Here is a 23,944-nt window from a genome sequence, read left to right on the forward strand (position 1 = left end):
ACAGGGATGCCGGGCCTCCGGTGGCCGGCCTCGTACTACTTGAGCTTCGTGCCCGTGGAGCGCAGGTTCGCGCAGGCCTCGGAGACGCGCTTGGCCATGCCCGCCTCGGCGGACTTGCCCCAGGTGCGCGGGTCGTACTGCGACTTCACGCCGACCTCGCCGTCGACCTTCAGGACGCCGTCGTAGTTGCGGAACATGTGGTCCGCGACCGGACGCGTGAAGGCGTACTGGGTGTCGGTGTCGAGGTTCATCTTCACGACGCCGTTCTCCAGCGCGGTCGCGATCTCCTGCTCGGTGGAGCCGGAGCCGCCGTGGAAGACGAAGTCGAACGGCTGCGACCCGGCCGTCTTGCCGAACTTGGCGCCGACGCCCTCCTGGAGGTCCTTGAGGAGCTCCGGACGCAGGACGACGTTGCCCGGCTTGTACACGCCGTGCACGTTGCCGAAGGACGCGGCGAGCAGGTAGCGGCCCTTCTCGCCCAGGCCCAGGGCCTCGGCGGTGCGGATCGCGTCGTCGACGGTCGTGTACAGCTCGTCGTTGATCTCGTGGCTGACGCCGTCCTCCTCGCCGCCGGTCGGGGTGATCTCGACCTCGAGGATGATCTTCGCCGCGGCGGCCTTCGCAAGCAGCTCCTGGCCGATGGCCAGGTTGTCGGCGAGGGTCTCCGCGGAGCCGTCCCACATGTGGGACTGGAACAGCGGGTTGCGGCCGGCCTTGACGCGCTCGGCGGAGATGTCGAGCAGCGGACGCACATAGCCGTCCAGCTTGCCCTTGGGGCAGTGGTCGGTGTGCAGCGCGACGGTGACGTCGTACTTCTCGGCGATGATGTGCGCGTACTCGGCGAGGGCCACGGCGCCCGTCACCATGTCCTTGTTGTACTGGCCGCCCAGGAACTCCGCACCACCGGTGGAGATCTGGATGATGCCGTCGCTCTCGGCCTCCGCGAAGCCGCGCAGCGCAGCGTTCAGGGTCTGCGAGGAGGTCACGTTGATGGCCGGGTAGGCGAACTTGCCGGCCTTCGCCCGGTCCAGCATCTCGGCGTAGACCTCGGGAGTTGCGATGGGCATGTGTCCGCTCCTTGGGATGTGCGGGTGTGTGCTGTCAGACCCTGACCTGGGGCCTCTCGTCTGGATCGGCCCCGGATGGCGACGTCATCGTCGCCCCCATCTTTCCAGACTTGCCGGACAGCTCCAGTACTGGTCGCGTACTGGGTCCGGACCGTTGTCGACCGGCCTCAGTCGAGGCCCAGCTCGTCCTTGCCGTACGCGAACAGGTAGGGCACCCCGGCGCCCTCGCTGATCTTCTCGGCGGCACCGGTGGCGCGGTCCACGATCGTGGCGACGCCGACGACCTCGGCACCGGCCTCGCGCACGGCCTCGACGGCGGTGAGCGGGGAGCCGCCGGTGGTGGACGTGTCCTCGACGACGAGGACACGGCGGCCCTTGATGTCCGGGCCCTCGACGCGGCGCTGCATGCCGTGCGCCTTGGCGGCCTTGCGGACCACGAACGCGTCGAGGCGCTCGCCCCGGGCGGCGGCCGCGTGCAGCATGGCACCGGCGACCGGGTCGGCGCCCATCGTCAGGCCGCCCACGGCGTCGAAGTCGAGGTCGGCGGTCAGGTCGAGGAGCACCTGACCGACCAGCGGGGCGGCCTCACCGTCGAGGGTGATGCGGCGCAGGTCGATGTAGTAGTCCGCCTCCAGACCGGAGGAGAGCGTCACCTTGCCGTGCACCACGGCCTTGTCCTTGATCTGCTGGAGAAGCGCGTCGCGCACGTCGTTCGTCATGGCTACGAGCTTAAGGCTCCGGCTCAGAGGGCTCGCCACGTCCAGGTGGTCGACGCCTCGAGGGGGTCCACCGGGGTGACGAGGCGCGGCAGCGTGTTCAGGCCGTCCGGCGGGCCGGTCTGCGGCTCCACGCACACGGCCGCCTCCTGCTCGTCGTAGACGACGACCCACCGCTCCCGGCTCGCGACCTTGACCTCGAACCGCTGCGGCCAGGTCAGGGTCACGTCCACGCCATCGGGCATGCCGAAGCAGTCGTCCCAGGGGCCTTCCGTGCGGTCGATCCGCTTGCCGGAGGGGAGGTGGTCGTCGCCGCGCTCCTCCTGCCAGGCCGGGGAGAACTCGACGCGCACGCCGTCGGCGGAGCCGTCGAGGGTCCGGTTGAACCAGGGGTGCCAGCCGGCCTGCGCGGGGAACGAGTCGCCGTACGTCTCGATGCCGAGCGTCAGCGTGAGCGAGTCCTCGGCGAGGCGCACCAGCTGCGTGACGCGGCCGGTCCAGGGCCAGGGCTCGGCGAGGTCGTACGTGAAGACCGCCTCGTCGGCGCTCGCGCGGGCGGTCGTCCACTCGGCGTCGCGGGCGAAGCCGTGGATGGCGTGGGGCGGCGAGTTCAGGGGCATCTGGTACGTCCGACCGCCGTCCCGGAACCTGCCGTCCCTGATGCGGCCGCACCACGGCACCATCGGGAAGCAGCCGTAGCGCTCCCCCTGCCGGAGGAGTTCGGTGCCGCCGATCCGCAGGCTGCTCACGCGACAGCCGTTGCCGGGCTGCACGGTCACTTCCGCGTCACCCGCGGTCAGCGTCGTTTCCTGGGTAGTCACGGGCCGACCTTACGTTTCGATCAGTGCCGGCGGCGCAGTACTCGGCCGACGACGATCGCGGACGCGACCACGAAGGCGGCGGCGGGCGCGGCCCAGCGCAGGGTGGCGGTGGCCGCCGTGGACTCGGGCGCGGGCACGGGGGCGTAGCGACCGCGCGGCGGCGCGTGGTCGACCTCCTCGGCGCTGCGGCCGATCATGGTGCGGCGGGCGTGGGCGGCCTCGGCGGGAGGCACGTCGGCATCGAACCCGGCCTCTTCGCCGGCCGCGTCGGCTTCGGGCTCCAGCTCCGCGAAAGGGGCGAGCGAGGGCGGCGGGATCTCGGTCTCGAAGGCGGAGGTGTGGTCCTCGTCCTCGGCGTCTGCGTCCGTGTCGGTGGCGTCCGCGTCGTCTGCGTCGTCTGCGGCGTCCGCCGTGTCCTCGGCGGCGTCTTCCGCAGGGGCCGCGTCCTCCACCCCCGGGTCCGTCCCCGGTTCAGCCGCCGTGCCGAGCGCCTCCGCGAAGCGGCTCAGGAGACGGCGCACCGCGGACTGCACGGCGTCCTCGGAGAGTTCGGCGACCCGGCCGTCCCCGCTGCCGGACGCGACGAACGTGACGTTCGAGCCGCCGGACACGGCGGCGACCCGCACCGTCACCGCGAACTTCACGGACCCGGTGCCGCGCGCCTCGATGCCGTCGCCCTCGATCGCGAACGCGCCGGTCTCCGTCTCGGTGACGCGCAGGGAGCCGCGGTAGGTGATGGTGTGGCCGCCGATCCGGAGCTTCAGCCTGCCGCCGTCGCCGGAGGCCTCCCGCTGAAGCCCGGGCACCGCCCTCGCCACCAACTCCGGGGCTGCCAGCGCGCCCCTCAACGACTCCGCCGGAACCGGAACGAACACCTCATGCTCCATGCCGCCCGAGCCTACCCACGCCCGGCCCCACGCGTCCCGCGTTCGGCGCGTACTCAGCCGGCGTACCGCGGATGAACCAAGGTCGACGGGGCGAGTCCGGTGATCCGCGAGCGCTCCGCCGCGCGCACCCGGTCGCGCGGCACGGCGCCCTCCGGCGGTGGCCCGAGGCCCGCGAGCACGAACCCCCAGTCGCTCGGCGCCCGCGTCCCGTCGAGCGTCCGGTCGGGCCCGTCGGCGATCCCGGTGAGCCGGTCCCACGCCCCGTGCCGCCGCCCCGCCGGCGCCGGCGGTTCGCCCGTACCCACCCAGTACGGCACGGTCCGCAGGCCCGCCGCGCGCAGCGTCGTGTCGACCGTCCAGAACACGCGGGGCCGCGACGACAGCGACCCGGCGTGCACGGCGAGCCGCCCGTCCGGCGCGAGGACCTGGGCCGCCAGGCCGTAGAACTCCTGCGAGTACAGCTTCGTGCTGGCCGTGATCCCGGGGTCGGGCAGATCGGAGATCACGACGTCGTACGGGGTGTGGGGCCCGCGCAGCCACTGGAAGGCGTCCCCGGTCACGGCCCGCACGCGCCGGTCCTCGTACACGTGTCCGTTGAGCGCGCTGAGCGACGGATCGTTTCTGGCGAGGCGTACGACGCCCGGGTCGATCTCGACGATGTCCACCTGCCGCACCCCGGAAAAGCGCAGGACCTCGCGGGCGGCGAGGCCGTCACCGCCGCCGAGGATGAGCACGCGCGCGTGCGGCCCGGCCATCGCGGGCCGCACCAGTCCCTCGTGGTAGCGCTGCTCGTCCCGGCCGCTGACGCGCAGGCGCCCGTCGAGGTAGAGGCCGAGCGGCTCGTGCTTGCCGCCGGTGAGGACGACTTCCTGTACGCCGGTCTGGACGGCGACGCGTACGTCCCTGCCGTACATGGCCTGCCGGGCGGCCCGCTCGAAGTCGTCCACGCGGGCCGCGGCGCAGGCGAGCAGGCCGAGCACGACGACGTTCGCCACGAGCAGCGTCCAGCGGCCCCGGCGCGTCAGGTCCCTGCGGAACAGGCCGAGTACGAGGGCGCCGCCCGCGAGCGCGTTGACCGCTCCGGTCAGCAGCGCGCCCGTCAGCTGCCCGAGCATCGGCAGCAGAAGGAAGGGAAAGGCGAGCCCGCCGACGAGCGCGCCCACGTAGTCGGCGGCGAACAGGTCGGCGACGGCGCCGCCGGCGTCCTGCCGCCTGATCCGCTGGATGAGCACCATCAGGAGGGGCACTTCGGCGCCGATGAGCACACCGATGGCGAGGGAGAACCCGACGAGCATGTAGCGCGAGCCGCCCGCCCAGGACCCGCCCCAGTCGCCGGTCCACGCGAACACCGCGTACAGCGCCATCGCGCTGCACCCGCCGACCAGCGCGAGAGCGGCCTCGACCGCGCCGAACCCGGCGGCGGCCCGCAGCCGCAGCCGCTTGGCCCCGAGCGAGCCGATGCCCATGGCGAAGACCATCACGGACAGCACGACGGACGCCTGGGTGACCGAGTCGCCGATCAAGTACGAGGCGAGCGCGACCAGTTCGAGTTCATACACGAGTCCGCAGGCCGCGCAGAGGAAGACGCCCGCGAGGACGAGGAACCGGCCCGTCGCCGGCTTCACGGGAAGGGGTGCCCTGCCCTCCTCGCTCCGGGCGCGTCGGACGCCGGACGGGACGGGGGTGCGCGGCTCGATCACGTTGCGAACGCTACGTCACCCCGCAACTCCGTCCGGTCACCCACACGTGTGGAAGTGGGCGTGTGCGGGCATGGGGCGTGGCGCACGGCGTCACCGCAGCGCGGCCGGGGTCCGCACGCCCACCCGGGTCCGGGTGACGACGAGTTGACCCTCCTGCGGATAGGCGTGCCAGGTGCGCCAGTGCACCTGCCCCTCCTGCCGGTGGGCGAGCAGTGCCGTGAAGGCGTGCGGGCTGCCGGGGAACACCCCGGCGAGGCCGTTGGGGTGGTCGGACACCAGCGCGATGAGTTCCTGCGCGCGGCCCGCGAACGAGCCCTCCGAGAGGGTCTCGACGTGTGCCGCGAATTCGTACTCCCAGTCGCCCATGCGTTTGGCGACGCCGAGCGGCAGCGGGGTACTGCTGCCCGGAATGCAGGCGACGGTCTCGGAGCAGGTGCCCCGCTCCTCCTCCAGGAGTACCTGGTGCGAGGCACCGAGGAGCCTCAACTGGAGCTGGGCACCGTCGAGTTCGAGGTCGAGCGTGGCGAGCGCGGGCAGCGGTTCGCGGCCGAGGGCCCAGGCCAGGTCGTCCGCGCGCGTGTCGGTGTAGGCGGTGTTCAGGGTCGTGAGCATGGGTCGGCTCCGCTAACACGCAAAAGGAAGGTGAGGCCGGCGCTGAGGGGGGAGGGCCGGCACGTGCCCACGAGAACGTACGAGGGCCGCTTTGACGGTTAAGAGGGAATCATGAACAGCGGCGCCGCCACAGTGTTTTTACCCAACTTCGCCGGGTTTCCATCCCCTCCGGGGACCCCACAGCTCAACTGTTCAACTTCTCCGGGCAACTTGCATGCGCTTCCCGCACAACGGACCATTCCAGGCGCATATGGCGCCCTGCCCGCACCCACATCTCCCGACCCCCTCACACATACGTACGGCCCACGCGGACCGGCTGCCCCGTGTCAGCCGCCTCCCTGTGGGCCGTACGTGTCCTGGTGTCGCGGTCAGCTTCCGCCGCCGCACCCGCCGCCTCCGCCGCAGGAGGACCCGCCGCCGCAGGAGCTTCCGCCCCCGCACGAGGATCCGCCGCCGCAGGAGTGTCCGTGATGTCCGCCGGAGCTGCCGGACGAGCAGGAGTATCCGCTCGCCGCACCGCCGCCGCCGGCCCACCAGCTGCCCCTGGAGCGCCCCGACCGGCCCATGCTCAGCGACGTCTTCCGCGCCTTGCCCGAGCCGCCCGCGGACGACACAGCCACGACGATGCCCACGACCACAAGCCCAAAGATGATGGCTCCGATGATCACGGCCCTCACCTTCCTCTCATTCCCCCGAGAACGCCCCCGTCGGGCGTGATTCGGGGATTCCCGGGCCCGCGCCCCGCCAAAGCAGAGTTGAGGAACTTCTGAGGGTCTTTCAGGGAATTCGCGGCCTGACCCGCCCGGCAGGCATCCGGGGAGCCGCGTGAGAGGGCTGCGCAGGCAGCTACTACGGCGGGTGTTCTCTGCTCACCGATGTCTCCGATTCCGTGTCCGGGCTTCCGGGTGCCGGCGCGTGACCGGCGGCGGCAGGCCAGACGCCTCGTACCGGACGGCCACACACACAGGCGCACTATATGCCGTTAATAGATGCATAAACTCTAATGAGAAGTAAATGTCGGAATAGGAAAATCCGTCGGACGGCGCCGCATCAGCACGCCCTGAAGACGAGTTGAGGAACTCCGGAGGTTCGGCGCAGGATGGCGGGCATGACCTCCAGCGCGCGCCCCCTGCTCAACCGCCGTCTCGCCGAGTTCGGGACCACGATCTTCGCGGAGATGTCCGCGCTGGCCACGGCGACAGGCTCGATCAACCTCGGCCAGGGCTTCCCCGACACGGACGGCCCCGAGGAGATCCGCGAGGCGGCCGTGCGGGCGCTGCGCGACGGCCACGGCAACCAGTACCCGCCGGGCCCCGGCGTCCCCGAGCTGCGCACCGCGATCGCGGCGCACCAGGAGCGTCGCTACGGTCTCACCTTCGACCCGGACCGCGAGGTCCTCGTCACGGCCGGCGCCACCGAGGCGATCGCCGCCTCGCTGCTCGCCCTGGTGGAACCCGGCGACGAGGTCGTCGCGCTGGAGCCGTACTACGACTCCTACGCGGCCAGCATCGCGCTGGCGGGCGGCACCCGCGTCCCCGTCACCCTGCGCCCCGACGGAGGCGCCTTCCGGCTCGACCTGGACGAGCTGCGCGCCGCGGTCACCGACCGCACCCGCCTCCTTCTGATCAACACCCCGCACAACCCGACCGGCACCGTCCTCACCCGCGAGGAACTCGCCGCCGTCGCGGCCCTCGCCGTCGAGCGCGACCTCCTGGTCATCACCGACGAGGTGTACGAGCACCTGACGTTCGGCGACGCCGGGCACATCCCGCTCGCCACGCTCCCCGGCATGCGCGAGCGCACGGTGACCATCGGGTCGGCCGGCAAGACGTTCTCGTTCACGGGCTGGAAGGTCGGCTGGGGCAAGCCTTCTTCGCACACCTATTTCCCTCACGTCTCACGCACGCGATCACGCCGACAGCTGTGCTCGCGCTCTCGCAAGTCCCAAAAGGCGTGCACTCGCCAGACACCTGGTCTTCGCGCGCGGGCTCTTTAGGAAATCCCAAACCCCGTGCACCATGGGCCACTTGGACCCTAGCTTCTACTGTCCTACCTGTCGCCGGGGATCACACGGGCCATTCGGCCTCTCGTGGATCTCCTTGACCTCAGGAAGGACGCACATGCCGCAAAAGTCGATGTCACTGCTGACCATGCGGGGAGGGCTGCCTCCAGGTCGATCGGAATCATTCGTGGAGACCCACACGTCGTGAAGTGGCTGCGTATCTGGCTGCAGACGCCCACGGCGAAGTCACGGATCGAAGAGGACGTGACGGCGCACGTCGAACCGACGGTGAGTCTCGGCACGCTCCGCCACATGACTTTCCCTCTCCCCCCGCCAGGGATCATCGCCAGGTACGACACAGCCTTCCGCCTCATCGAAGAGATGATCCAGCGCCACCAGACGGCTGTGCGAAGGGCAATGGAGCTGGCCGACGCGATCCATGCCGACTATTGCGCCTCCGCAAGTCCGGCTTGGGAGACACGGCTCCTCGGCAAGGTAGCCAAGGCGAAAACGGGCAGCGGTTCCGCGCGCTCCATTCCTCACAGGCCGGGCGAGCCCGGCGTCGATGTGATCACCCCGAACGACCTCTTCGACCTCTTGGCGCCCTATGTAAAGAACTTTCGGCTCAGTAGCCCTGCACAGACTGCGACAGCATGGCCACCCGGCACCTTCATGCTGAGCACTCGTCCCGACGGCGCGCACATCGCCGTGACGCAACGTCCGGCATTACCCACCCGAGGAGTCGTGGCGCTGCGGCCGACGCACGACGAGGACGGTTGGTAGCTCCTCCACGAGATGAGAAGCCGGAGCAGCGACATCGCACAGGCGGCCCCGGGCCAGAACTCCCGAGAGATCTCCGCACGCGCCCTCTCTCGCCTGAGCATTGCCTGGCCCGACCCGGGCATCCGCGAGGATTTCCACGTCAAGGTCGATCCGCTGCATGCGACAGCGCGGCTACTGGTTTCCGCGATCTCAACTCTGCGTGCCTTGCAGGACGCGATCCTGCGCGACATCTCGGCAAAGGCCCGTGCTGTTCTGCAGCCCGGGGAGGAACCTGACGCAAGCAGCACATCTCTCCCCTCCCCTTCGATCCTCCCCCTGCCGCGCGAGGCCACAGCCGACCATGAGCCAGGATGGTCCTCGGAAAGTCGACGGGAACCCGAGCGAGAACGGTGAAGAGATGAACGACAGGCCCCTGCTCAACCGCAGGCTCGACGGGCTCGGGACGACGATCTTCGCGGAGATGTCGGCGCTCGCGACGGCGACAGGCGCGATCAACCTGGGCCAGGGCTTCCCTGACACCGACGGCCCGGAGTCCGTACGCGAGGCGGCCGTGCGCGCCCTGCGCGAAGGCCACGGCAACCAGTACCCGCCGGGCCCTGGCATCCCCGAACTGCGCGCGGCCATCAGCGATCACCAGCGCCACTTCTACGACCTGAGCTTCGACCCCGACACCGAGGTCCTGGTCACCGCGGGAGCGACGGAGGCGATCGCCGCGTCCATGCTCGCGCTGCTCGAACCCGGCGACGAGGTGATCGCGTTCGAGCCCTTCTACGACTCGTACGCCGCGTGCATCGCCATGGCGGGCGCCAAGCGGGTCCCTCTCACCCTGCATGCGCCGTCGTTCCGCCCGGACCTGGATGAGCTGCGCGCCAAGATCACCCCGCGGACTCGCCTCCTGCTCCTCAACACCCCCCACAACCCGACGGGGATGGTACTTACCGCCGAGGAACAGGGCGCCATCGCCGCCCTCGCCATCGAGCACGACCTGCTGGTCGTCACCGACGAGGTGTACGAGCACCTGGTCTTCGCCGGCGCCCACCGCCCCATCGCGTCCCTGCCCGGCATGCGCGAGCGCACGGTCACCATCGGCTCCGCGGGCAAGACCTTCTCATTCACGGGCTGGAAGGTCGGCTGGGTAACGGCGGAAGGCCCGCTCCTCGCGGCCGTGCGCACGGCCAAGCAGTATCTGACCTATGTCAGTGCGGGCCCGTTCCAGTACGCGATCGCCGAGGCGCTGCGGCTGCCGGACTCGTACTTCGACGACTTCCGTAACGACCTGCGCCGCAAGCGGGACCTGCTCGGCGACGGCCTGCGCGCGGCCGGGTTCGAGGTCTACGAGCCGCAGGGCACGTACTTCATCACCACCGACATCACTCCCCTCGGCGAGAAGGACGCCTACTCCTTCTGCCGTGCCCTCCCGGAACACTGCGGCGTCGTCGCCGTCCCCAACTCCGTCTTCTACGACGACCCCGAGGTCGGCCGCAGCCAGGTCCGCTTCACGTTCTGCAAGCGGGTCGAGGTCCTGGAGGAAGCGGTCGAGCGCCTCGGGACGCTGGCGTAGTTACGTTGGCCAGCAGAATCGACGTTGTCGAAGTTGAGGTCACGGCATGATCCGCACCATCGCATTCGACGTGGGCGAAACCCCCCGTCCGGGACGACCGTTACTGGGGATCAATGGGCCGACTGGCTCCACGCCACACGGTGTCGGCGCTTGTCGGGGCGGTCGTCGCCCAGGGCAAGGACAACGCCGAGGCACCCCGGCTTCTGAGTCCTGGCATTGACATCGCCGCTGCCTACCGGGCCCGCGAAGCAGCGGGCCGCGGCGAATATCTCGATGAGTCGGACCTGTACGAGGACGACCGCCCGGCCCTCGCCGCGCTGCGCGAGCGGGGCGTTCACGTCATCGTCGCCGGCAACCAGACCACCCGCGCCGGCGAGCTGCTGCGAGCTCTCGACCTGCCCGCCGACCTGGTCGCCACGTCCGGCGAATGGGGCGTCGCGAAGCCCTCGGCGGACTTCTTCGCGCGGCTCGTCGCCGAGGCCGGCGGTGCAGCCGAAGACGTTCTCTACGTAGGAGATCACCCTCAGAACGACACGCTCCCTGCCGCGCGGGCAGGGCTACGGACTGCCCATCTGCGTCGCGGTCCGTGGGGGGCACCTGGGCGGATGACGCCGACGTGGTCGCGACAGCGGACTACCGGATCGACTCGCTCATGGATCTCGTGGCGCTCGTGCTGTTCAGAAGCGTACGGCCGACCGCCATGACAGCTGATCCGGCCTCGTACCGCCCAGTCCGTTCACGCGGCGCTCACGCAAATTGCCTGGGGCGCCGGCGTGAGGCTCAGATGCGGCCGAGGTCGACTTCGACCGGGAAGGGCGCCGAGACCTTGACGACACCGGTGAAGACGTCACCTTCCCGATAGGCCCTGGTCGCCGGATCGAGCACGTAGGTGTACACGAGCGGGACCCCGGTCGCGGCCTGCTCGACCCGCCAGTAGAAGGCGATGCCGGCCTTCGCGTACTGGTCCGTCTTCACGATCCGATCGGTGGTCTCCGACCCCGGAGAGACAACCTCCACGACCAGCAGCACATGCTCCGGCCGGGTCGGCGAGACATCGATCGTGTCCGCGCGATACACGACAACGTCCGGACGCCGATTTGTCAGCGGAACATCCTGCAGCCGGACGTCGAAGTCGGTGTCGGCGTTCCACTCCGGCCCCGCGGCAGCCTCCAAGGCATTCGCCAGAATCCGGGCAAGCCGGTTGTGGCGCTTGGACGCACTGGGACTCACGACGACCATCCCGTCCACGATCTCGATCCCCGCACACTGCTCCTCGGACCAGGATTCGTACTGCTCCGCCGTGATCTGCTCGTGCATCCACGCAGGAGCCACCGTCTCGGCAGTCATGACGCACCTCCTGGACACCATGTGAGCGGGACCGATCCCGCTGAGTTCAGCGTACTGTCCCGACTGCCCCGACACCTTGGACACCAGAAGCGGCCCCCGCTGCGGAAGCCGTGGAGATTACCGGCTTCGCCGCGGCGATCGGCGGCCAGGGCCCGCAGCATGAGCATGCGGCGGCTGCGTTCCGCCGCCGCGACACGGTTCCCGGTGGGTTCGCTGATGCGGCCGGCGGCAATGGCCTCCAGGTCGGCGACCGGCATGTGGTGCCGTGTCAGCACGGCAGGGCAGGCCGGTCGGGCGTGTCGGATTCGTCGCATGGGGATGCCGGGCCGGACGGCACGGGCGGCCCGTGTTCGTGCCATGGCTCCTGAGGCGCCGTGCCGCTGTGCCGTCTCGCACTGAGGTAGGGGTTGTCCTGGCCGCCGCCGTCGCCCACCTGCCCGACGGCGTCCTCCGTCAAATGCTCGAGCAGCGCGTTCTGCGCGGCCGCCACCAACGGGTCCCTCAGTGCCATGGCCTCCTGAAGGCCCCAACGGCTGAGATCGACAAGTCCGGTCTCGATGTCAGTCGTAGAAGTCCTCACGTCAAACTTCCCCCTGTCGGCTCCCGCTCGCGGCCCCGCGGCGCAGACCCACCTCCTTCCCAAAGTGGCCCGTGGTCAGCCGCGCCGAAAGGGGCCCTGGTGGCCATCAAGGCTTGAATTGTTCGATTCATGGCCCGGGCGACGGCATCCGGTGCCGCGGCCGGCCGTTGGCCAGGTACTCAACTGGCGTGTTCTGTGGGGAAATTGATGCGTTCCGGCGGTACGGGTCCCTGCCCCGGCCGCGTACACCGCATCTGCCGTGCAGAGGACCCTTCCTGACGGACCGACACGGGCCCTCCCCGCGCCCCGTTGTCACGCAGCCACGCCGACCGTCCTCCATCCGCACCCGTGCGGACGCTCCCGACTCGCGCGCGCCGCGCGGTGCCGACAAGGTGCGGAGATGTGACCCAGCAGCAACTTGCCCCGGCCCCCGCCACCGTCCCCGTCGCGGAGCCCGGCGCCGGACCACGTTCCCGCTCGGCCCGGCTCAGGGCCGCCGCCCCCCTGCTCACCGCACTCGTCCTGTTCTCCGTGGTCCGGCTCACCGGTGTCGCCGCGATGAGCCTCGCCGCCTCACTGACCGGAAAGCGCTCCACCGTCCTGCTCGGCCGGTCCTGGGACTCGCTCTGGTATCTCAGGATCGCCGCGGACGGCTACGGCCGCTCCGTCCCCTACAAACCGGGCATCATCTTCAACGACCTCGCGTTCTTCCCGCTCTACCCGGGCCTGGTCCGCGCGGTACAGACCGTGCTCCCCCTCAGCGGCGGCGCCACCGGGATGCTCATCGCCTGGGCCGCGTCCCTGGCCGCCGCGGCAGGGATCTACGCGATCGGGGTGCGCCTGTACTCCCGGCCGGTCGCTCTCCTCCTCGTCCTGCTGTGGGGGATGCTGCCGCACTCCGTGATCCTCACGATGGCGTACACCGAGCCCCTGCTCACCGCCTTCGCCGCGTGGTCCCTGTACGCGGTCCTGACCGGCCGGTGGATCTGGGCGGGCACGCTCGCCTCACTGGCCGGGGTGTCCCGCCCCAACGGGTTCGCGGTCGCCGCCGCGGTCCTCGTCACGGCGGTGTACGAGGTGATCGGCAAGCGCGGCAGAAATGTTTCCCACAGGCTGTGGACGGGCGCGGTGATCGCCCCGCTCGGCTGGACCGGGTACGTGCTGTGGGTCGGCGTCCAAAGGGGTGATCCGCTCGGCGGCTACTTCGCCGTGCAGCGGGACTGGGGTTCGCGCTTCGACTTCGGCGTCGGCGCATGGCGCGTCGTACAGCATCTGCTACTCAAGGGCGATCCCCTCGTCTTCCCCATGACGGTCCTGATCGTCGCCGCCGCGATGCTGCTGTTCGCGCTGCTCGTCGCCGAGCGGGCGGCCCCGCTGCCACTCATCGTCTACAGCGGTGTACTCCTGCTCATCGCGCTCGGCGGCGCCGGCTTCTTCCCGTCCAAGCCGCGTTTCCTGCTGCCCGCGTTCCCGCTGCTGCTGCCACTGGCCCTCGCGCTGGCGCGAACGGCGAAAGCCCGGCCGCGCAGCGCCCTCCTGGTGGTGGGCGCCCTGGCCGGGCTCTCACTGTCGTACGGGACGTATCTGGTCGCGTTCGCGCACAGGCCCCTGTAGGCAGTTACGGAGACTGCCTACTCGTCGTCGGACGGCTTCTCGTCGTCGGCGGCGGAGTCCACGGCCTGCTCCAGGCCGAGCTGCTCGACCAGCCAGCGGTCGAACTCGATGGCGGCGCGCACCCAGCTGACCGTCGACGACACGAAGTGCTCCAGGCTGACGCCCGTGCCGATGAGCATCTGCGCCTCACCGATGAGGCGGACCGTGCCGTCGTCGTGGGTGTGGCTGTAGACCTTGGGCCACAGGGTGCGGCGGTTCCAGTCGTCGATGGTCTCGAGGAGCGCGGGCTTGGTCTCGAGGGCGTGCGGGCGGTCGTAGAACGTCCGCACCGAGAAGACCTGCTGGTCGTCCTCGCCGCGGAACATGAAGTACGTGCGGAACTCCTCCCACGGAGCCGCGAGGTCACCCTCTTCGTCGAGGACGTACTTGAGCTCCATCTGCTCCAGGAGCTGCTTGACGAGGTCCTGATCGGGGACCACGGGGCCCGCCGGTCCTGAGCCCTGCGGCTGCTCGGGCTGTCCCCCGAAATTCGGAATCGAGGACGGGTCGATGCTCACGTGCTTGGTCCCTTCGTACGGATTCCGCCATCCTCCCCCATGCCGGGTGGGATGTGACAACCCCCAACCGGTTGGATCGGCCGAGTTGTGGCACCGCCCCGGCCCGGCATCGGCGTTCGCCCTGCGTCAGAGCGTCTTTCCGGTGGCCGGGCCCACGATCAGGCCGTCGCCGAAGGCGTCCACGCGGACCGTGTCGCCGTCGGTGACCTCGCCGGAGAGGATCTCCTTCGCGAGCCGGTCGCCGATCGCCGTCTGCACGAGGCGGCGCAGCGGCCGGGCGCCGTACGCGGGGTCGTTGCCCTCCTCCGCGAGCCAGGCCAGGGCCGCGTCGGAGACGTCCAGGGTGAGCCGCCGCTCGGCGAGCCGCTTGGCGAGCCGGCCGATCTGGAGCCTCGCGATCCGCTCCAGCTCCTCCTTGTTCAGCGCGGAGAAGACGACGAGGTCGTCGAGCCGGTTGAGGAACTCCGGCTTGAAGGAAGCCCGTACCACGTCCAGGACCTGCTGCTTCTTCTGCTCCTCGCTCGTCGTCGGCTCCTGTCCGCTCAGGAACTGACTGCCGAGGTTCGAGGTGAGCACGAGGATCGTGTTGCGGAAGTCGACCGTGCGGCCCTGGCCGTCCGTCAGGCGACCGTCGTCGAGCACCTGGAGCAGGACGTCGAAGACCTCCGGGTGCGCCTTCTCCACTTCGTCCAGCAGGACGACGCTGTACGGGCGCCTGCGCACCGCCTCGGTGAGCTGGCCGCCCTCCTCGTACCCGACGTAGCCGGGAGGAGCGCCCACGAGGCGCGCCACGGAGTGCTTCTCGCCGTACTCGCTCATGTCGATGCGGATCATGGCCCGCTCGTCGTCGAACAGGAAGTCGGCGAGCGCCTTGGCCAGCTCGGTCTTGCCGACGCCGGTCGGGCCGAGGAACAGGAAGGAACCGGTGGGCCGGTCGGGGTCGGCGATCCCGGCGCGCGTGCGGCGCACGGCGTCGGACACCGCGCGTACGGCCTCGCTCTGCCCGATCAGGCGCTTGCCGAGCTCGTCCTCCATCCGCAGCAGCTTCTGCGTCTCGCCCTCCAGGAGCCGCCCGGCCGGAATGCCGGTCCAGGCCGCCACCACATCCGCGATGTCGTCCGGGCCGACCTCCTCCTTGACCATCGTGTCGGCCTTGGACGCCTCCACCTCCTCCTCCGTGGCGGCCGCCAAGTCCCTTTCCAGGGTGGGGATCTCGCCGTAGAGGAGCTTGGAGGCGGTGTCGAAGTCACCGTCGCGCTGGGCGCGCTCGGCCTGGCCGCGCAACTCGTCGAGCTTCTCCTTCAGCTCACCGACGCGATTGAGGGACTGCTTCTCCTTCTCCCAGCGGGCCGTGAGGCCGCGCAGCTCCTCCTCCTTGTCGGCGAGGTCGCGCCGCAGCTTCTCCAGGCGCTGCTTGCCGGCCGGATCCGTCTCCTTGGAGAGCGCCAGCTCCTCCATCTTCAGCCGGTCGACGGCGCGCTGGAGCTCGTCGATCTCGACGGGCGACGAGTCGATCTCCATGCGCAGCCGGGACGCGGCCTCGTCCACGAGGTCGATGGCCTTGTCCGGCAGGAAACGGGACGTGATGTACCGGTCGGAGAGCGACGCGGCCGCGACGAGCGCGCTGTCGGCGATCTGGACCTTGTGGTGGGCCTCGTACCGGCCCTTGAGGCCGCGCAGGATCGCGATCGAGTCCTCGACCGTCGGCTCGGCGACCAGCACCTGCTGGAAGCGGCGCTCCAGGGCCGGATCCTTCTCGATCCGCTCGCGGTACTCGTCGAGCGTGGTCGCGCCGACCATGCGCAGCTCGCCGCGCGCGAGCATCGGCTTCAGCATGTTCCCCGCGTCCATGGACGAGTCGCCGCCCGCCCCGGCCCCGACGACCGTGTGCAGCTCGTCGATGAACGTGATGATCTGCCCGTCGCTCTCCTTGATCTCGGAGAGGACGGTCTTGAGGCGCTCCTCGAACTCGCCGCGGTACTTCGCGCCGGCGACCATCGCGCCCAGGTCCAGCGAGACGAGCCGCTTGTTCTTGAGCGACTCCGGCACGTCACCCTTCACGATCCGCTGGGCGAGCCCCTCGACGACGGCGGTCTTGCCGACGCCGGGCTCACCGATCAGGACGGGGTTGTTCTTCGTGCGGCGGGACAGCACCTGCACCACGCGCCGGATCTCCTGATCCCGCCCGATGACGGGGTCGAGCCTGCCCTCGCGCGCGGCGGCGGTGAAATCGGTGCCGAACTTCTCCAGGGCCTTGTACTGGCCCTCGGGGTCGGGTGTGGTCACCCGGCGCCCTCCCCTGCTCTTCTCGAAGGCGGCGAGCAGCTTCTCGGCGCTCGCCCCCTGTTCTGTCAGTACGTCGGCGACAGTGCCGCCCTTCGCGGCGATGCCGATGAGCAGATGCTCGGTGGACAGGTACTCGTCCCCGAGCTCCTTGGCGCGCTGCGCCGCGTCCGCGATGACCGCCAGCAGGTCCCGGTTGGGTCCGGGCGGCGCGACGGTCGAGCCGGTCACGCTGGGCAGCGCGCCGAGGACCCGCTCGGCCCCGGACCGCACGGCGGCCTGATCGGCTTCGACGGCCGTCAGCAGATCCGTGATGTTCTCGTTCTCTCGGCCCTCGAGAAGCGCCAGGAGCAGATGCGCGGGAGTCAGATCCGCGTGCCCTCCGGACACGGCCCGGCTGGTGGCCGCGTTGATCGCGTCCCGGCTCCGGTTCGTCAGCTCGGCGTCCACGTGCGCACTCTCCTCCTTGCGTATACCTCTCCAGCACACTGACCCTGACAGCATACACAAAGTTGAGTCGATTCCACTCAAGGACGGGAGCCGGATACCCCCGGGCGGGATATGTCCTGGAACGGGGATATCTTCCGGAGCATGGCCAAGCGGAACGACCCCCTGAACCCCGACCCGATATTCCTCGGCTTCTGGCGGGAACGGCACCTGTGCACGCTGACGACCCTGCGCCCCGACGGCACCCCGCACGTGGTGCCGGTCGGCGTCACGTACGACCCGGAGGCGGGCCTCGCGCGGGTGATCGCGAACAAGTCGAGCGCGAAGGTGGCGCACGTGCTCGCGGGGTCGGAAACGGCACAGGGCGGGGCCCGGGTCGCGGTCTGCCAGGTCGACGGCCGGCGCTGGGCGACGCTGGAGGGCCTCGCGGTGGTCCGCACGGAGCCGGACCGCGTCGAGGAGGCGGTACGCCGGTACGCGGAGCGCTACGAGCGCGCGCCCGCACCCAACCCGGACCGGGTGGCCATCGAGATCACGCTGACGCGGGCGACGGGAAACGGGTCGCCGTCGTGACGGTGACACAAAACTGCAGCGGCGCCACCGTGTTCAGGTCCACGGTGGCGCCGCTGCGGGGGGAAGCACCTGCGCGATCTACAACGACGGGGGAATCGCGTCAGGCACTGCGGGGGGTGGCTGAGGCAGTACGCGGAACTTCTGGTCCCGCCTCCCGATCCAGCTGGTGGTCACGCTGGTCGAGGTTGACGAAGACCATTCCGTATCGGACGGCGCACCGCACGGGCTGTGGGGCACCCCGAGGGCGGCGAAGACACCGGTAGGCCCGGATCTCCTCGTCGTCGAACTCGTCCCGCACGACGACGATCGGCTCACCGAACAGGGTGACCATCAACGAATCGCCGCGATGAGGAATCGCCGTGGCGAGGTCGATGAAATGCCACCCGGACCGGTAGGCGGTCGCCATCTCACGGCGAAATGTTCTGTCGTCGGGGGGTGTCGTCATACGGCCGCGTCCACGGGAGCGACACTCCAGGAAAGATCCGGAGGCGCGATGTTCTTTCCGGCGGACGCGTGAGTGGCGGGTGTGCCACTCCAGGAGAGGTCCTGGGTGCTGAGCACACCGAAAGCCAGACCGGCGGAGAAGGCAACAGCCATCACCGAGCGAAGCATTTTCTTGCACATAGTGGGCTTCGTCCTCACTTCCATGGCTTCTCTCCCCCGACTCACTAGACGATGGCTCATTCGGCCATCCAAACACCACAGGATCGATGCATCATGTTCCTGCACGTTCAGGACCCTGGGGGGTGGATCTATGACCATGAATGACGCACATCGGACACATCCTCACGCCACGACTGAACTGTGCGACGAGGGCAGGCGGTTGTACGCCAGTGCTCTGCGTTCCGGACGCATCGCCCGAAGCGAAGTGACGGCCGCTCCCTGCCTGATGGATTTCGCCCTTCTCCACCCAGACCCGGATGACGCCGGCTGGCTCCGCCCGGTTCCTCCCGCCGCCGCCCTGGCACAGCGCCTCCACCCCATCGAACGGGAAATCCAGGAGCGACGAAGCCAAGCGGTCGAACTGACCGAATACTTCGAGCCATTCATCGCCATCAGTGCGCAGGACCTGCCCACGACGCACGCCGTCACCGTGCTCGAAGGAATCAACCGGATCAATTCGGCCATCGAACTCGCCATCGCCGAGTGCCAGTCGGAGATCCTCACGGTCCAGCCCGGCGGCGGCCGCAGCGAGCACTCCCTGGCGGAGGCGCTCGAACGGGGCCAGGCGGTCATCGCGCGCGGCATCACGATGCGCACGCTCTACCAGCACACGGCCCGGCACAGCCAGGGAACTCTCGTGTACGCCGAGCACATGGCCAAGGGGAACGTAGAGATACGCACCCTCGAGGAACTCATAGAGCGGCTGATGGTCTTCGACCGGACCGTGGCGTTCATACCGGTCCCCGGAGAGCACCCGGTCGCCCTGGAACTCCGGCATCCGGGCCTCGTCGAATACCTGGCCAAGGTCTTCGAGCAACTGTGGCGCCGCGGGGTCCCCCTCCTGGAGGAGACCCCCTACGCACCCCCGACCGACGGCATCACCGGAGTCCAGCGGTCGATCGCCAAGCTGCTCATCGAAGGCCACGTCGACGAGGCGATCGCGCGCCGCCTCGGCATGAACGTCCGCACCTGCCGCGCCCACATCGCCAAGCTCGCCGCCGCGCTCGGCAGCGGAAGCCGCGCGCAACTCGGCTTTCTCATAGCGCAGTCGGGGATCCTCGACCAGGATCACTGAATGTCGAAGGAGGAGAGCCACACGTGACCGCCGAGGTCCATCCCCACGGAGTCGAGGAGCTGTGCGCGGCCGGCTCGCAGCTCTACGCGCGCGCCCTGCGAGAAGGCCGTATCCACCGCGAGGACGCCGACCCCACGCCCTGCCTTCTCGAATTCGGTCTCCTGCACACCGCCGCCGACGACATCCAGTGGCTCACACCCGTCGCGCCGGCCGTGGCCCTGCCCGGTCTCCTGCGCACCATAGAGGACGAGATCGCCCAGCAACGCCGCCGCGAAGCCCGCCTGGCAGAGGCGTTCGCGCCGCTGATGGCCCTCGACGCACAGCGCGCCGCGGTCCCCCACGCCCCCATGCTCACGGTGCTGCTCGGCTTCCAGCGCATCAACGACGCCATCGGCGAAGCCATGGCGGAGTCCGAGGCGGAGCTGCTCACCATCCAGCCCGGCGGGAACCGCCCCGCGACACTCCTGGCCGCGGCCCTGCCGCGCGAACAGGAAATGCTGGCCCGCGGCTGCCGTATGCGCACCCTCTACCAGCACACGTCCCGTCACTCGCCCGCGGTGCTCGCCCACTACGAGCAGCTGGAGGGCGACGTCGAGGTCCGCACCCTGGACGAGGTCACCGAACGGCTCATCCTGCTCGACAGGAGCGTCGCGTTCATCCCGGCGAACCCCGACCGCACGGTCGCCCTGGAGATCCGGCACCCCGCCCTGATCGCGTATCTGGTCACGACCTTCGAACGGCTGTGGCGCCTGGCCACCCCCCTGTTCCCCGACACGGGCCGGGGGACCCCGGTGACGAGCGGCGTCCCCTCCCGGCAGCGGACCATAGCCGGGCTGCTGATCGAGGGGCACAACGACGCCGTCATCGCCGAACGCCTGGGCATGAACATCCGCACCGTCCGCGTCCACATCGCCAAGCTAGCCAGCACACTCGGCAGCGACAGCCGCGCCCAGCTGGGCTATCTCATCGGTCAGTCCGGAATGCTGGAACAGGACCGCTGACCTCGGGTCCGGGCCGGAGGTCCCGGGCTGCGGGCTCAGGGCCCGCGTCGGCGTGAGGAACCGCGGCCCGGACCCGACACCTCGACGCCCGACCCCCGACCCCCGACCCCCGACCGGCCGGCCCCACACGGCCGAGTGCACGATCTCCGGCAGCGGGGCGACACGGCGCCCCGCACCAAGGGGAGGGGCGCCGTGCGATCGGCCGGTCTACTTCAGCCCGAGCCGCGCGCAGTCCGCCGCGTACTTCGCCGTGCAGATGTCCCCGACCTTGTAGATCCCGTCCTTGACCACCGTCGACTTGATGTTGCTCTGCGTCATCGGGACGACCTGGACCAGGAGCGACTTCACATTGGGGGTGGTGGGGCTGTCGACGCGGTCCTTCGCGAGCGCGTCGAACTCGATGCCGCGCTGCTGAGCGATGAGGACCGCCATCTGCGCGGCGGCGGAGGCCTCTTCGGGATACGGCTTGTAGACCGTCATGTACTGGTCGCCCGTCACGATGCGCTGGACGGCGGCGAGTTCGGCGTCCTGACCGGTCACCGGTGGCAGGTGGGTGACACCGGCGGCCTTGAGAGCGGTGATGATGCCGCCCGCCATGCCGTCGTTCGCGGAGTAGACACCGGCGATGTTCTGCGCACCGACGGCCTGGATGGCGGTGGCCATGTTGGCCCGCGCGTTCTCCGGCTTCCAGTCCTTGGTGTCGTACGACTTCGAGATCGTCACCTGGTCCTTGAGCTCGGCCAGGGCGCCGTCCTTGTAGAGCGCGGCGTTCGGGTCGGTGACCGAGCCGTTCATCATGACGATCCGGCTGCTCTTGGACGCCTTGCTGCCCAGTGCCTTGAGGAGCGCCATGCCCTGCACATGGCCGACCTGGTCGCTGTCGAACGACACATAGCCGTCGACGGGGCCCTCGGCCAGGCGGTCGTAGGCGATGACGGGGATGCCCGCGTCCTTGGCCTTCTTGACCGATCCGGCGATGGACTTGGAGTCGACCGCGTCCAGGACGAGTACGTCGACCCGGTCGGCGATCATCTGGTCGACCTGTCTCTCCTGGCGCTTCGCGTCCTGTTCCGCGTTGGCGTAGAGGACACGGCCCTTGCCGCTGGTGAGGCCCTCGACTTCCTTCTTGATGTGCGGATAGTCGAACTTCTCGTAGCGGGCGGTCTCCTTCTCCGGCAGGAGGACACCGATCTTCAGGTCCTGGTTCTGCCGGGCGGACGCCTTGCCCGCGGAGTCGCTCTCCGGCTCGAGCCAGCTGCTCCCGCACCCGGTGAGAGTCACGGCCATGGCGGACGCGACGCCGACAACGACGGCACGCTTCGTACGCGGATTCACTTTCCATACCTCCCTGAAGTGACCGCGTCGTTGCGGCCGAGGTGGCTGGAAGCCAACTCCGCCTGAAACACAGCGTCAAGAGGTGAATCCGTAACGACTCGTAATCGGGCCCATGCGTTCCGGAGATGAATCTGCTCGTACTCCGGGTAACCCCAGTGGCCACAACCGTCACAGCCGTCCGCCCCGACCGCGCCCGGCCCCTTCGGTGAGCAAAGTCACGGTTCCCCCACGCCTCCTCCGCACCCTGTTCACGCCACCTCCGCTTCGGCGCCCCGCGTACACCCCGCGACAGCCTTGAGGGGCAGGACCGTCCGCCGGACCCTCCGCCACGCCGCGCGGGCGCGCTCCGCCGGGCGAACGGCGCGCCGGGGCCGTGTCCCAAACCTGCCGGTCACGGCCCTCCGGACAGCAGACCCAGCCACCCCTTCACGAACGCGCAGGTCATCTACGCGACACCCTGCCGAGGGCCGCACAACCGAGGGACATGAGCGGGCGATTGGCAGAATGCGGCCATTCCAGGGGGTACGGGCCGTGCGGGAGGCGTCGGGCGACGCTGAGGGACACGTGAAGGGGCCTGGAGGCCGACAGTTGTCGGCCTCCAGGCCCCTTCACACATGCGCGTATCCGTCGTGCCTACTGCTCCGGCGGCCGCTTGGGCCGCCACACCACCAGCGCGCTCGTCTGCTGCACTTCCTGGTACGGGACCAGGTCCCGCCGGTAGGAGGCGTGGACGGCCGCCTCGCGCTGCTGCATCGCCGCCGCGGCGCCCTCGACCGCCGAGGACAGTTCGGCCACCCTCGCCTGCAGCGCAGCGACCTGGTTCTCCAGTTCGATGATGCGCTTGATGCCCGCGAGGTTGATGCCCTCGTCCTGGGACAACTGCTGCACCTGGCGGAGCAGTTCGATGTCCCGGGCCGAGTAGCGCCGGCCGCGGCCCGCCGTGCGGTCCGGGGAGACCAGGCCGAGACGGTCGTACTGGCGCAGGGTCTGCGGATGCAGCCCGCTGAGCTGGGCGGCCACCGAGATGACATAGACCGGAGTCTCGTCGGTCAGCTCGTAGGCCCTGCCAACAAAGGAACTCTGTCGTCGACGGCCGTCCATACGCTCATGCTCCCTTCGCGGCCTGGAACAGTTCTGCCCGCGGATCGGTCTCCGCAGTCGCCTTCCGGTACGCCTCAAGGGCGTCCTTCGCGGCGTCGGTCAGATCCGTGGGGACCGAGACCTCCACCGTGACGAGCAGATCGCCACGGGTGCCGTCCTTGCGGACGGCGCCCTTGCCGCGGGCCCGCATCGTCCGCCCGTTCGGCGTGCCCGGGGGCAGCTTGAGCGTGACCGGGGGCCCGCCGAGCGTGGGGACCTTGACCTCACCGCCGAGCGCGGCCTCCGGGTAGCTGACCGGGACCGTGACCGTGAGGTTGTCGCCCTTGCGGCCGAAGACCGGGTGGGAGTCCACGTGCACGACCACGTACAGGTCGCCCGCGGGGCCGCCCCGCTCGCCCGGTGCACCCTTGCCGCGAAGCCGGATGCGCTGGTTGTCCGAGACGCCGGCCGGGATGCGGACCTGCATCGTCCGGGAGGACTTCGCACGGCCCGACCCCTTGCAGACCTCGCAGGGGGTCTCCGCGATCAGGCCGCGGCCCTTGCAGTCCACGCACGGGTCGGTCAGCGAGAAACCGCCGCCGCCGCCGCGCGAGACCTGGCCCGTGCCGACGCAGGTCGGGCACACGCGCGGTGTGCCGTTCTTGTCGCCGGTGCCGGAACAGGCCTTGCAGGGCGCCTGCGACGACATGCGCAGCGGCACCGTCGCCCCGTCGACCGCCTCGGTGAAGCTGAGGGTGACCTCGGACTCGATGTCCTGACCGCGGCGCGGCTGCGTGCGCGTGCCGGCACCCGCGCCGCCCCGGTTGAACAGGCCGCCGAAGACGTCCCCGAGTCCGCCGCCGAACCCGCCTGCGCCCCCCGCCGTACCGCCCTGGGCGCCGCCTCCGAAGAGGTCGCCCAGGTCGAAGTTGAAGGAGCCGCCGCCCGGCCCGCCCGGCCCCGGACGGAATCCGCCGTTGCCGAACAGGGTGCGCGCCTCGTCGTACTCCTTGCGCTTCTTGGGGTCACCGAGGACGTCGTTCGCCTCGGAGATCTCCTTGAAGCGCTCCTCCGCCTTGGTGTTGCCCTTGTTGGCATCGGGGTGGTTCTCACGGGCGAGCTTGCGGTACGCCTTCTTGATCTCGGCGTCGGTGGCGTCCTTGGGGACGCCGAGGACCTTGTAGTAGTCCTTCTCGATGAAGTCCTTCGTGCTCATCCTCGACGTCCCTCCTCTCGCTGC

At 69.9% G+C, this 23,944-nt stretch carries 20 protein-coding genes and 2 pseudogenes; 8 read left to right on the forward strand and 14 right to left on the reverse strand.

What is annotated here, in order from left to right:
* Positions 1–35 precede the first annotated feature (35 nt).
* The 6 genes from fbaA to ACZ67T_RS09025 form a co-directional block, all read right to left on the reverse strand.
* Entirely contained in the window at positions 36–1,067 is a 1,032-nt protein-coding gene (gene fbaA / locus ACZ67T_RS09000; protein WP_227296381.1) for a class II fructose-bisphosphate aldolase, read from the reverse strand.
* A 167-nt stretch (positions 1,068–1,234) separates the two neighbouring features.
* Positions 1,235–1,786, reverse strand: coding sequence for an orotate phosphoribosyltransferase (pyrE, locus tag ACZ67T_RS09005; protein ID WP_383888292.1), 552 nt, complete (start codon positions 1,784–1,786; stop codon positions 1,235–1,237).
* A 23-nt stretch (positions 1,787–1,809) separates the two neighbouring features.
* A complete protein-coding gene (locus ACZ67T_RS09010; protein ID WP_469982632.1) occupies positions 1,810–2,604 on the reverse strand; it encodes an aldose epimerase family protein in 795 nt (264 codons plus the stop codon).
* Between the two features lie 20 nt (positions 2,605–2,624).
* Positions 2,625–3,491 carry an SRPBCC domain-containing protein gene (locus tag ACZ67T_RS09015; RefSeq protein ID WP_469982633.1) on the reverse strand — a complete coding sequence of 289 codons (867 nt, stop codon included), beginning with the start codon at positions 3,489–3,491 and terminating at the stop codon, positions 2,625–2,627.
* Positions 3,492–3,544: 53 nt separating this feature from the next.
* Positions 3,545–5,191, reverse strand: coding sequence for a polyamine aminopropyltransferase (locus ACZ67T_RS09020; protein WP_469982634.1), 1,647 nt, complete (start codon positions 5,189–5,191; stop codon positions 3,545–3,547).
* Positions 5,192–5,281: 90 nt separating this feature from the next.
* Complete coding sequence (locus ACZ67T_RS09025) at positions 5,282–5,803, reverse strand: DUF2617 family protein (RefSeq protein WP_469982636.1); 522 nt, start codon at positions 5,801–5,803, stop codon at positions 5,282–5,284.
* A gap of 1,099 nt (positions 5,804–6,902) precedes the next feature.
* Here ACZ67T_RS09025 and ACZ67T_RS09030 point away from each other — a divergent pair.
* From ACZ67T_RS09030 to ACZ67T_RS09045, 4 genes and pseudogenes are all read left to right on the forward strand, one after another.
* Positions 6,903–7,664, forward strand: a pseudogene (locus ACZ67T_RS09030) (aminotransferase class I/II-fold pyridoxal phosphate-dependent enzyme); the annotation flags it as partial.
* Between the two features lie 345 nt (positions 7,665–8,009).
* A complete protein-coding gene (locus tag ACZ67T_RS09035) occupies positions 8,010–8,588 on the forward strand; it encodes a restriction endonuclease subunit S domain-containing protein (RefSeq protein ID WP_469982638.1) in 579 nt (192 codons plus the stop codon).
* Positions 8,589–8,985: 397 nt separating this feature from the next.
* Positions 8,986–10,149, forward strand: coding sequence for a pyridoxal phosphate-dependent aminotransferase (locus ACZ67T_RS09040; RefSeq protein WP_469982639.1), 1,164 nt, complete (start codon positions 8,986–8,988; stop codon positions 10,147–10,149).
* A 46-nt stretch (positions 10,150–10,195) separates the two neighbouring features.
* Positions 10,196–10,819: pseudogene (locus ACZ67T_RS09045) on the forward strand (HAD family hydrolase); the annotation flags it as partial.
* 110 nt (positions 10,820–10,929) lie between these two features.
* On the opposite strand, the gene ACZ67T_RS09050 reads toward ACZ67T_RS09045, so the two are convergent.
* Both ACZ67T_RS09050 and ACZ67T_RS09055 read right to left on the reverse strand, forming a co-directional pair.
* A complete protein-coding gene (locus tag ACZ67T_RS09050) occupies positions 10,930–11,496 on the reverse strand; it encodes a Uma2 family endonuclease (RefSeq protein WP_469982640.1) in 567 nt (188 codons plus the stop codon).
* Between the two features lie 268 nt (positions 11,497–11,764).
* On the reverse strand, positions 11,765–12,007 hold the full coding sequence (locus ACZ67T_RS09055; RefSeq protein ID WP_469982641.1) for a hypothetical protein: 243 nt from the start codon (positions 12,005–12,007) through the stop codon (positions 11,765–11,767).
* Between the two features lie 471 nt (positions 12,008–12,478).
* On the opposite strand from ACZ67T_RS09055, the gene ACZ67T_RS09060 reads away from it, so the two are divergent.
* Positions 12,479–13,690 (forward strand): hypothetical protein, encoded by a 1,212-nt coding sequence (locus tag ACZ67T_RS09060; protein ID WP_469982642.1) that lies wholly within the window; start codon positions 12,479–12,481, stop codon positions 13,688–13,690.
* Positions 13,691–13,707: 17 nt separating this feature from the next.
* Here the strand turns inward: ACZ67T_RS09060 and ACZ67T_RS09065 are convergent, their stop codons facing one another.
* Positions 13,708–14,247 carry a type III secretion system chaperone family protein gene (locus ACZ67T_RS09065; RefSeq protein ID WP_453775145.1) on the reverse strand — a complete coding sequence of 180 codons (540 nt, stop codon included), beginning with the start codon at positions 14,245–14,247 and terminating at the stop codon, positions 13,708–13,710.
* A 126-nt stretch (positions 14,248–14,373) separates the two neighbouring features.
* Positions 14,374–16,980 (reverse strand): ATP-dependent chaperone ClpB, encoded by a 2,607-nt coding sequence (gene clpB, locus ACZ67T_RS09070; protein WP_469982644.1) that lies wholly within the window; start codon positions 16,978–16,980, stop codon positions 14,374–14,376.
* Between the two features lie 141 nt (positions 16,981–17,121).
* On the opposite strand from clpB, the gene ACZ67T_RS09075 reads away from it, so the two are divergent.
* Entirely contained in the window at positions 17,122–17,550 is a 429-nt protein-coding gene (locus tag ACZ67T_RS09075) for a pyridoxamine 5'-phosphate oxidase family protein (protein WP_469982646.1), read from the forward strand.
* Positions 17,551–17,650: 100 nt separating this feature from the next.
* On the opposite strand, the gene ACZ67T_RS09080 is transcribed toward ACZ67T_RS09075, so the two are convergent.
* Entirely contained in the window at positions 17,651–17,995 is a 345-nt protein-coding gene (locus tag ACZ67T_RS09080; RefSeq protein WP_100596421.1) for a Rieske (2Fe-2S) protein, read from the reverse strand.
* Between the two features lie 315 nt (positions 17,996–18,310).
* Between ACZ67T_RS09080 and ACZ67T_RS09085 the strand changes: the two genes are divergently transcribed.
* Positions 18,311–19,288: a helix-turn-helix transcriptional regulator gene (locus ACZ67T_RS09085; protein WP_469982648.1), complete on the forward strand. Its 978-nt coding sequence runs from the start codon at positions 18,311–18,313 to the stop codon at positions 19,286–19,288.
* 23 nt (positions 19,289–19,311) lie between these two features.
* Positions 19,312–20,289 (forward strand): LuxR C-terminal-related transcriptional regulator, encoded by a 978-nt coding sequence (locus ACZ67T_RS09090; protein WP_469982649.1) that lies wholly within the window; start codon positions 19,312–19,314, stop codon positions 20,287–20,289.
* Positions 20,290–20,496: 207 nt separating this feature from the next.
* Here the strand turns inward: ACZ67T_RS09090 and ACZ67T_RS09095 are convergent, their stop codons facing one another.
* The 3 genes from ACZ67T_RS09095 to dnaJ form a co-directional block, all read right to left on the reverse strand.
* A complete protein-coding gene (locus ACZ67T_RS09095) occupies positions 20,497–21,624 on the reverse strand; it encodes a substrate-binding domain-containing protein (protein WP_469982650.1) in 1,128 nt (375 codons plus the stop codon).
* A gap of 633 nt (positions 21,625–22,257) precedes the next feature.
* On the reverse strand, positions 22,258–22,725 hold the full coding sequence (locus tag ACZ67T_RS09100) for a heat shock protein transcriptional repressor HspR (RefSeq protein WP_469982652.1): 468 nt from the start codon (positions 22,723–22,725) through the stop codon (positions 22,258–22,260).
* A gap of 4 nt (positions 22,726–22,729) precedes the next feature.
* Positions 22,730–23,920 carry a molecular chaperone DnaJ gene (gene dnaJ, locus ACZ67T_RS09105; RefSeq protein ID WP_469982654.1) on the reverse strand — a complete coding sequence of 397 codons (1,191 nt, stop codon included), beginning with the start codon at positions 23,918–23,920 and terminating at the stop codon, positions 22,730–22,732.
* Positions 23,921–23,944 lie beyond the last annotated feature (24 nt).

Source organism: Streptomyces sp. NPDC107517 (assembly GCF_055582645.1).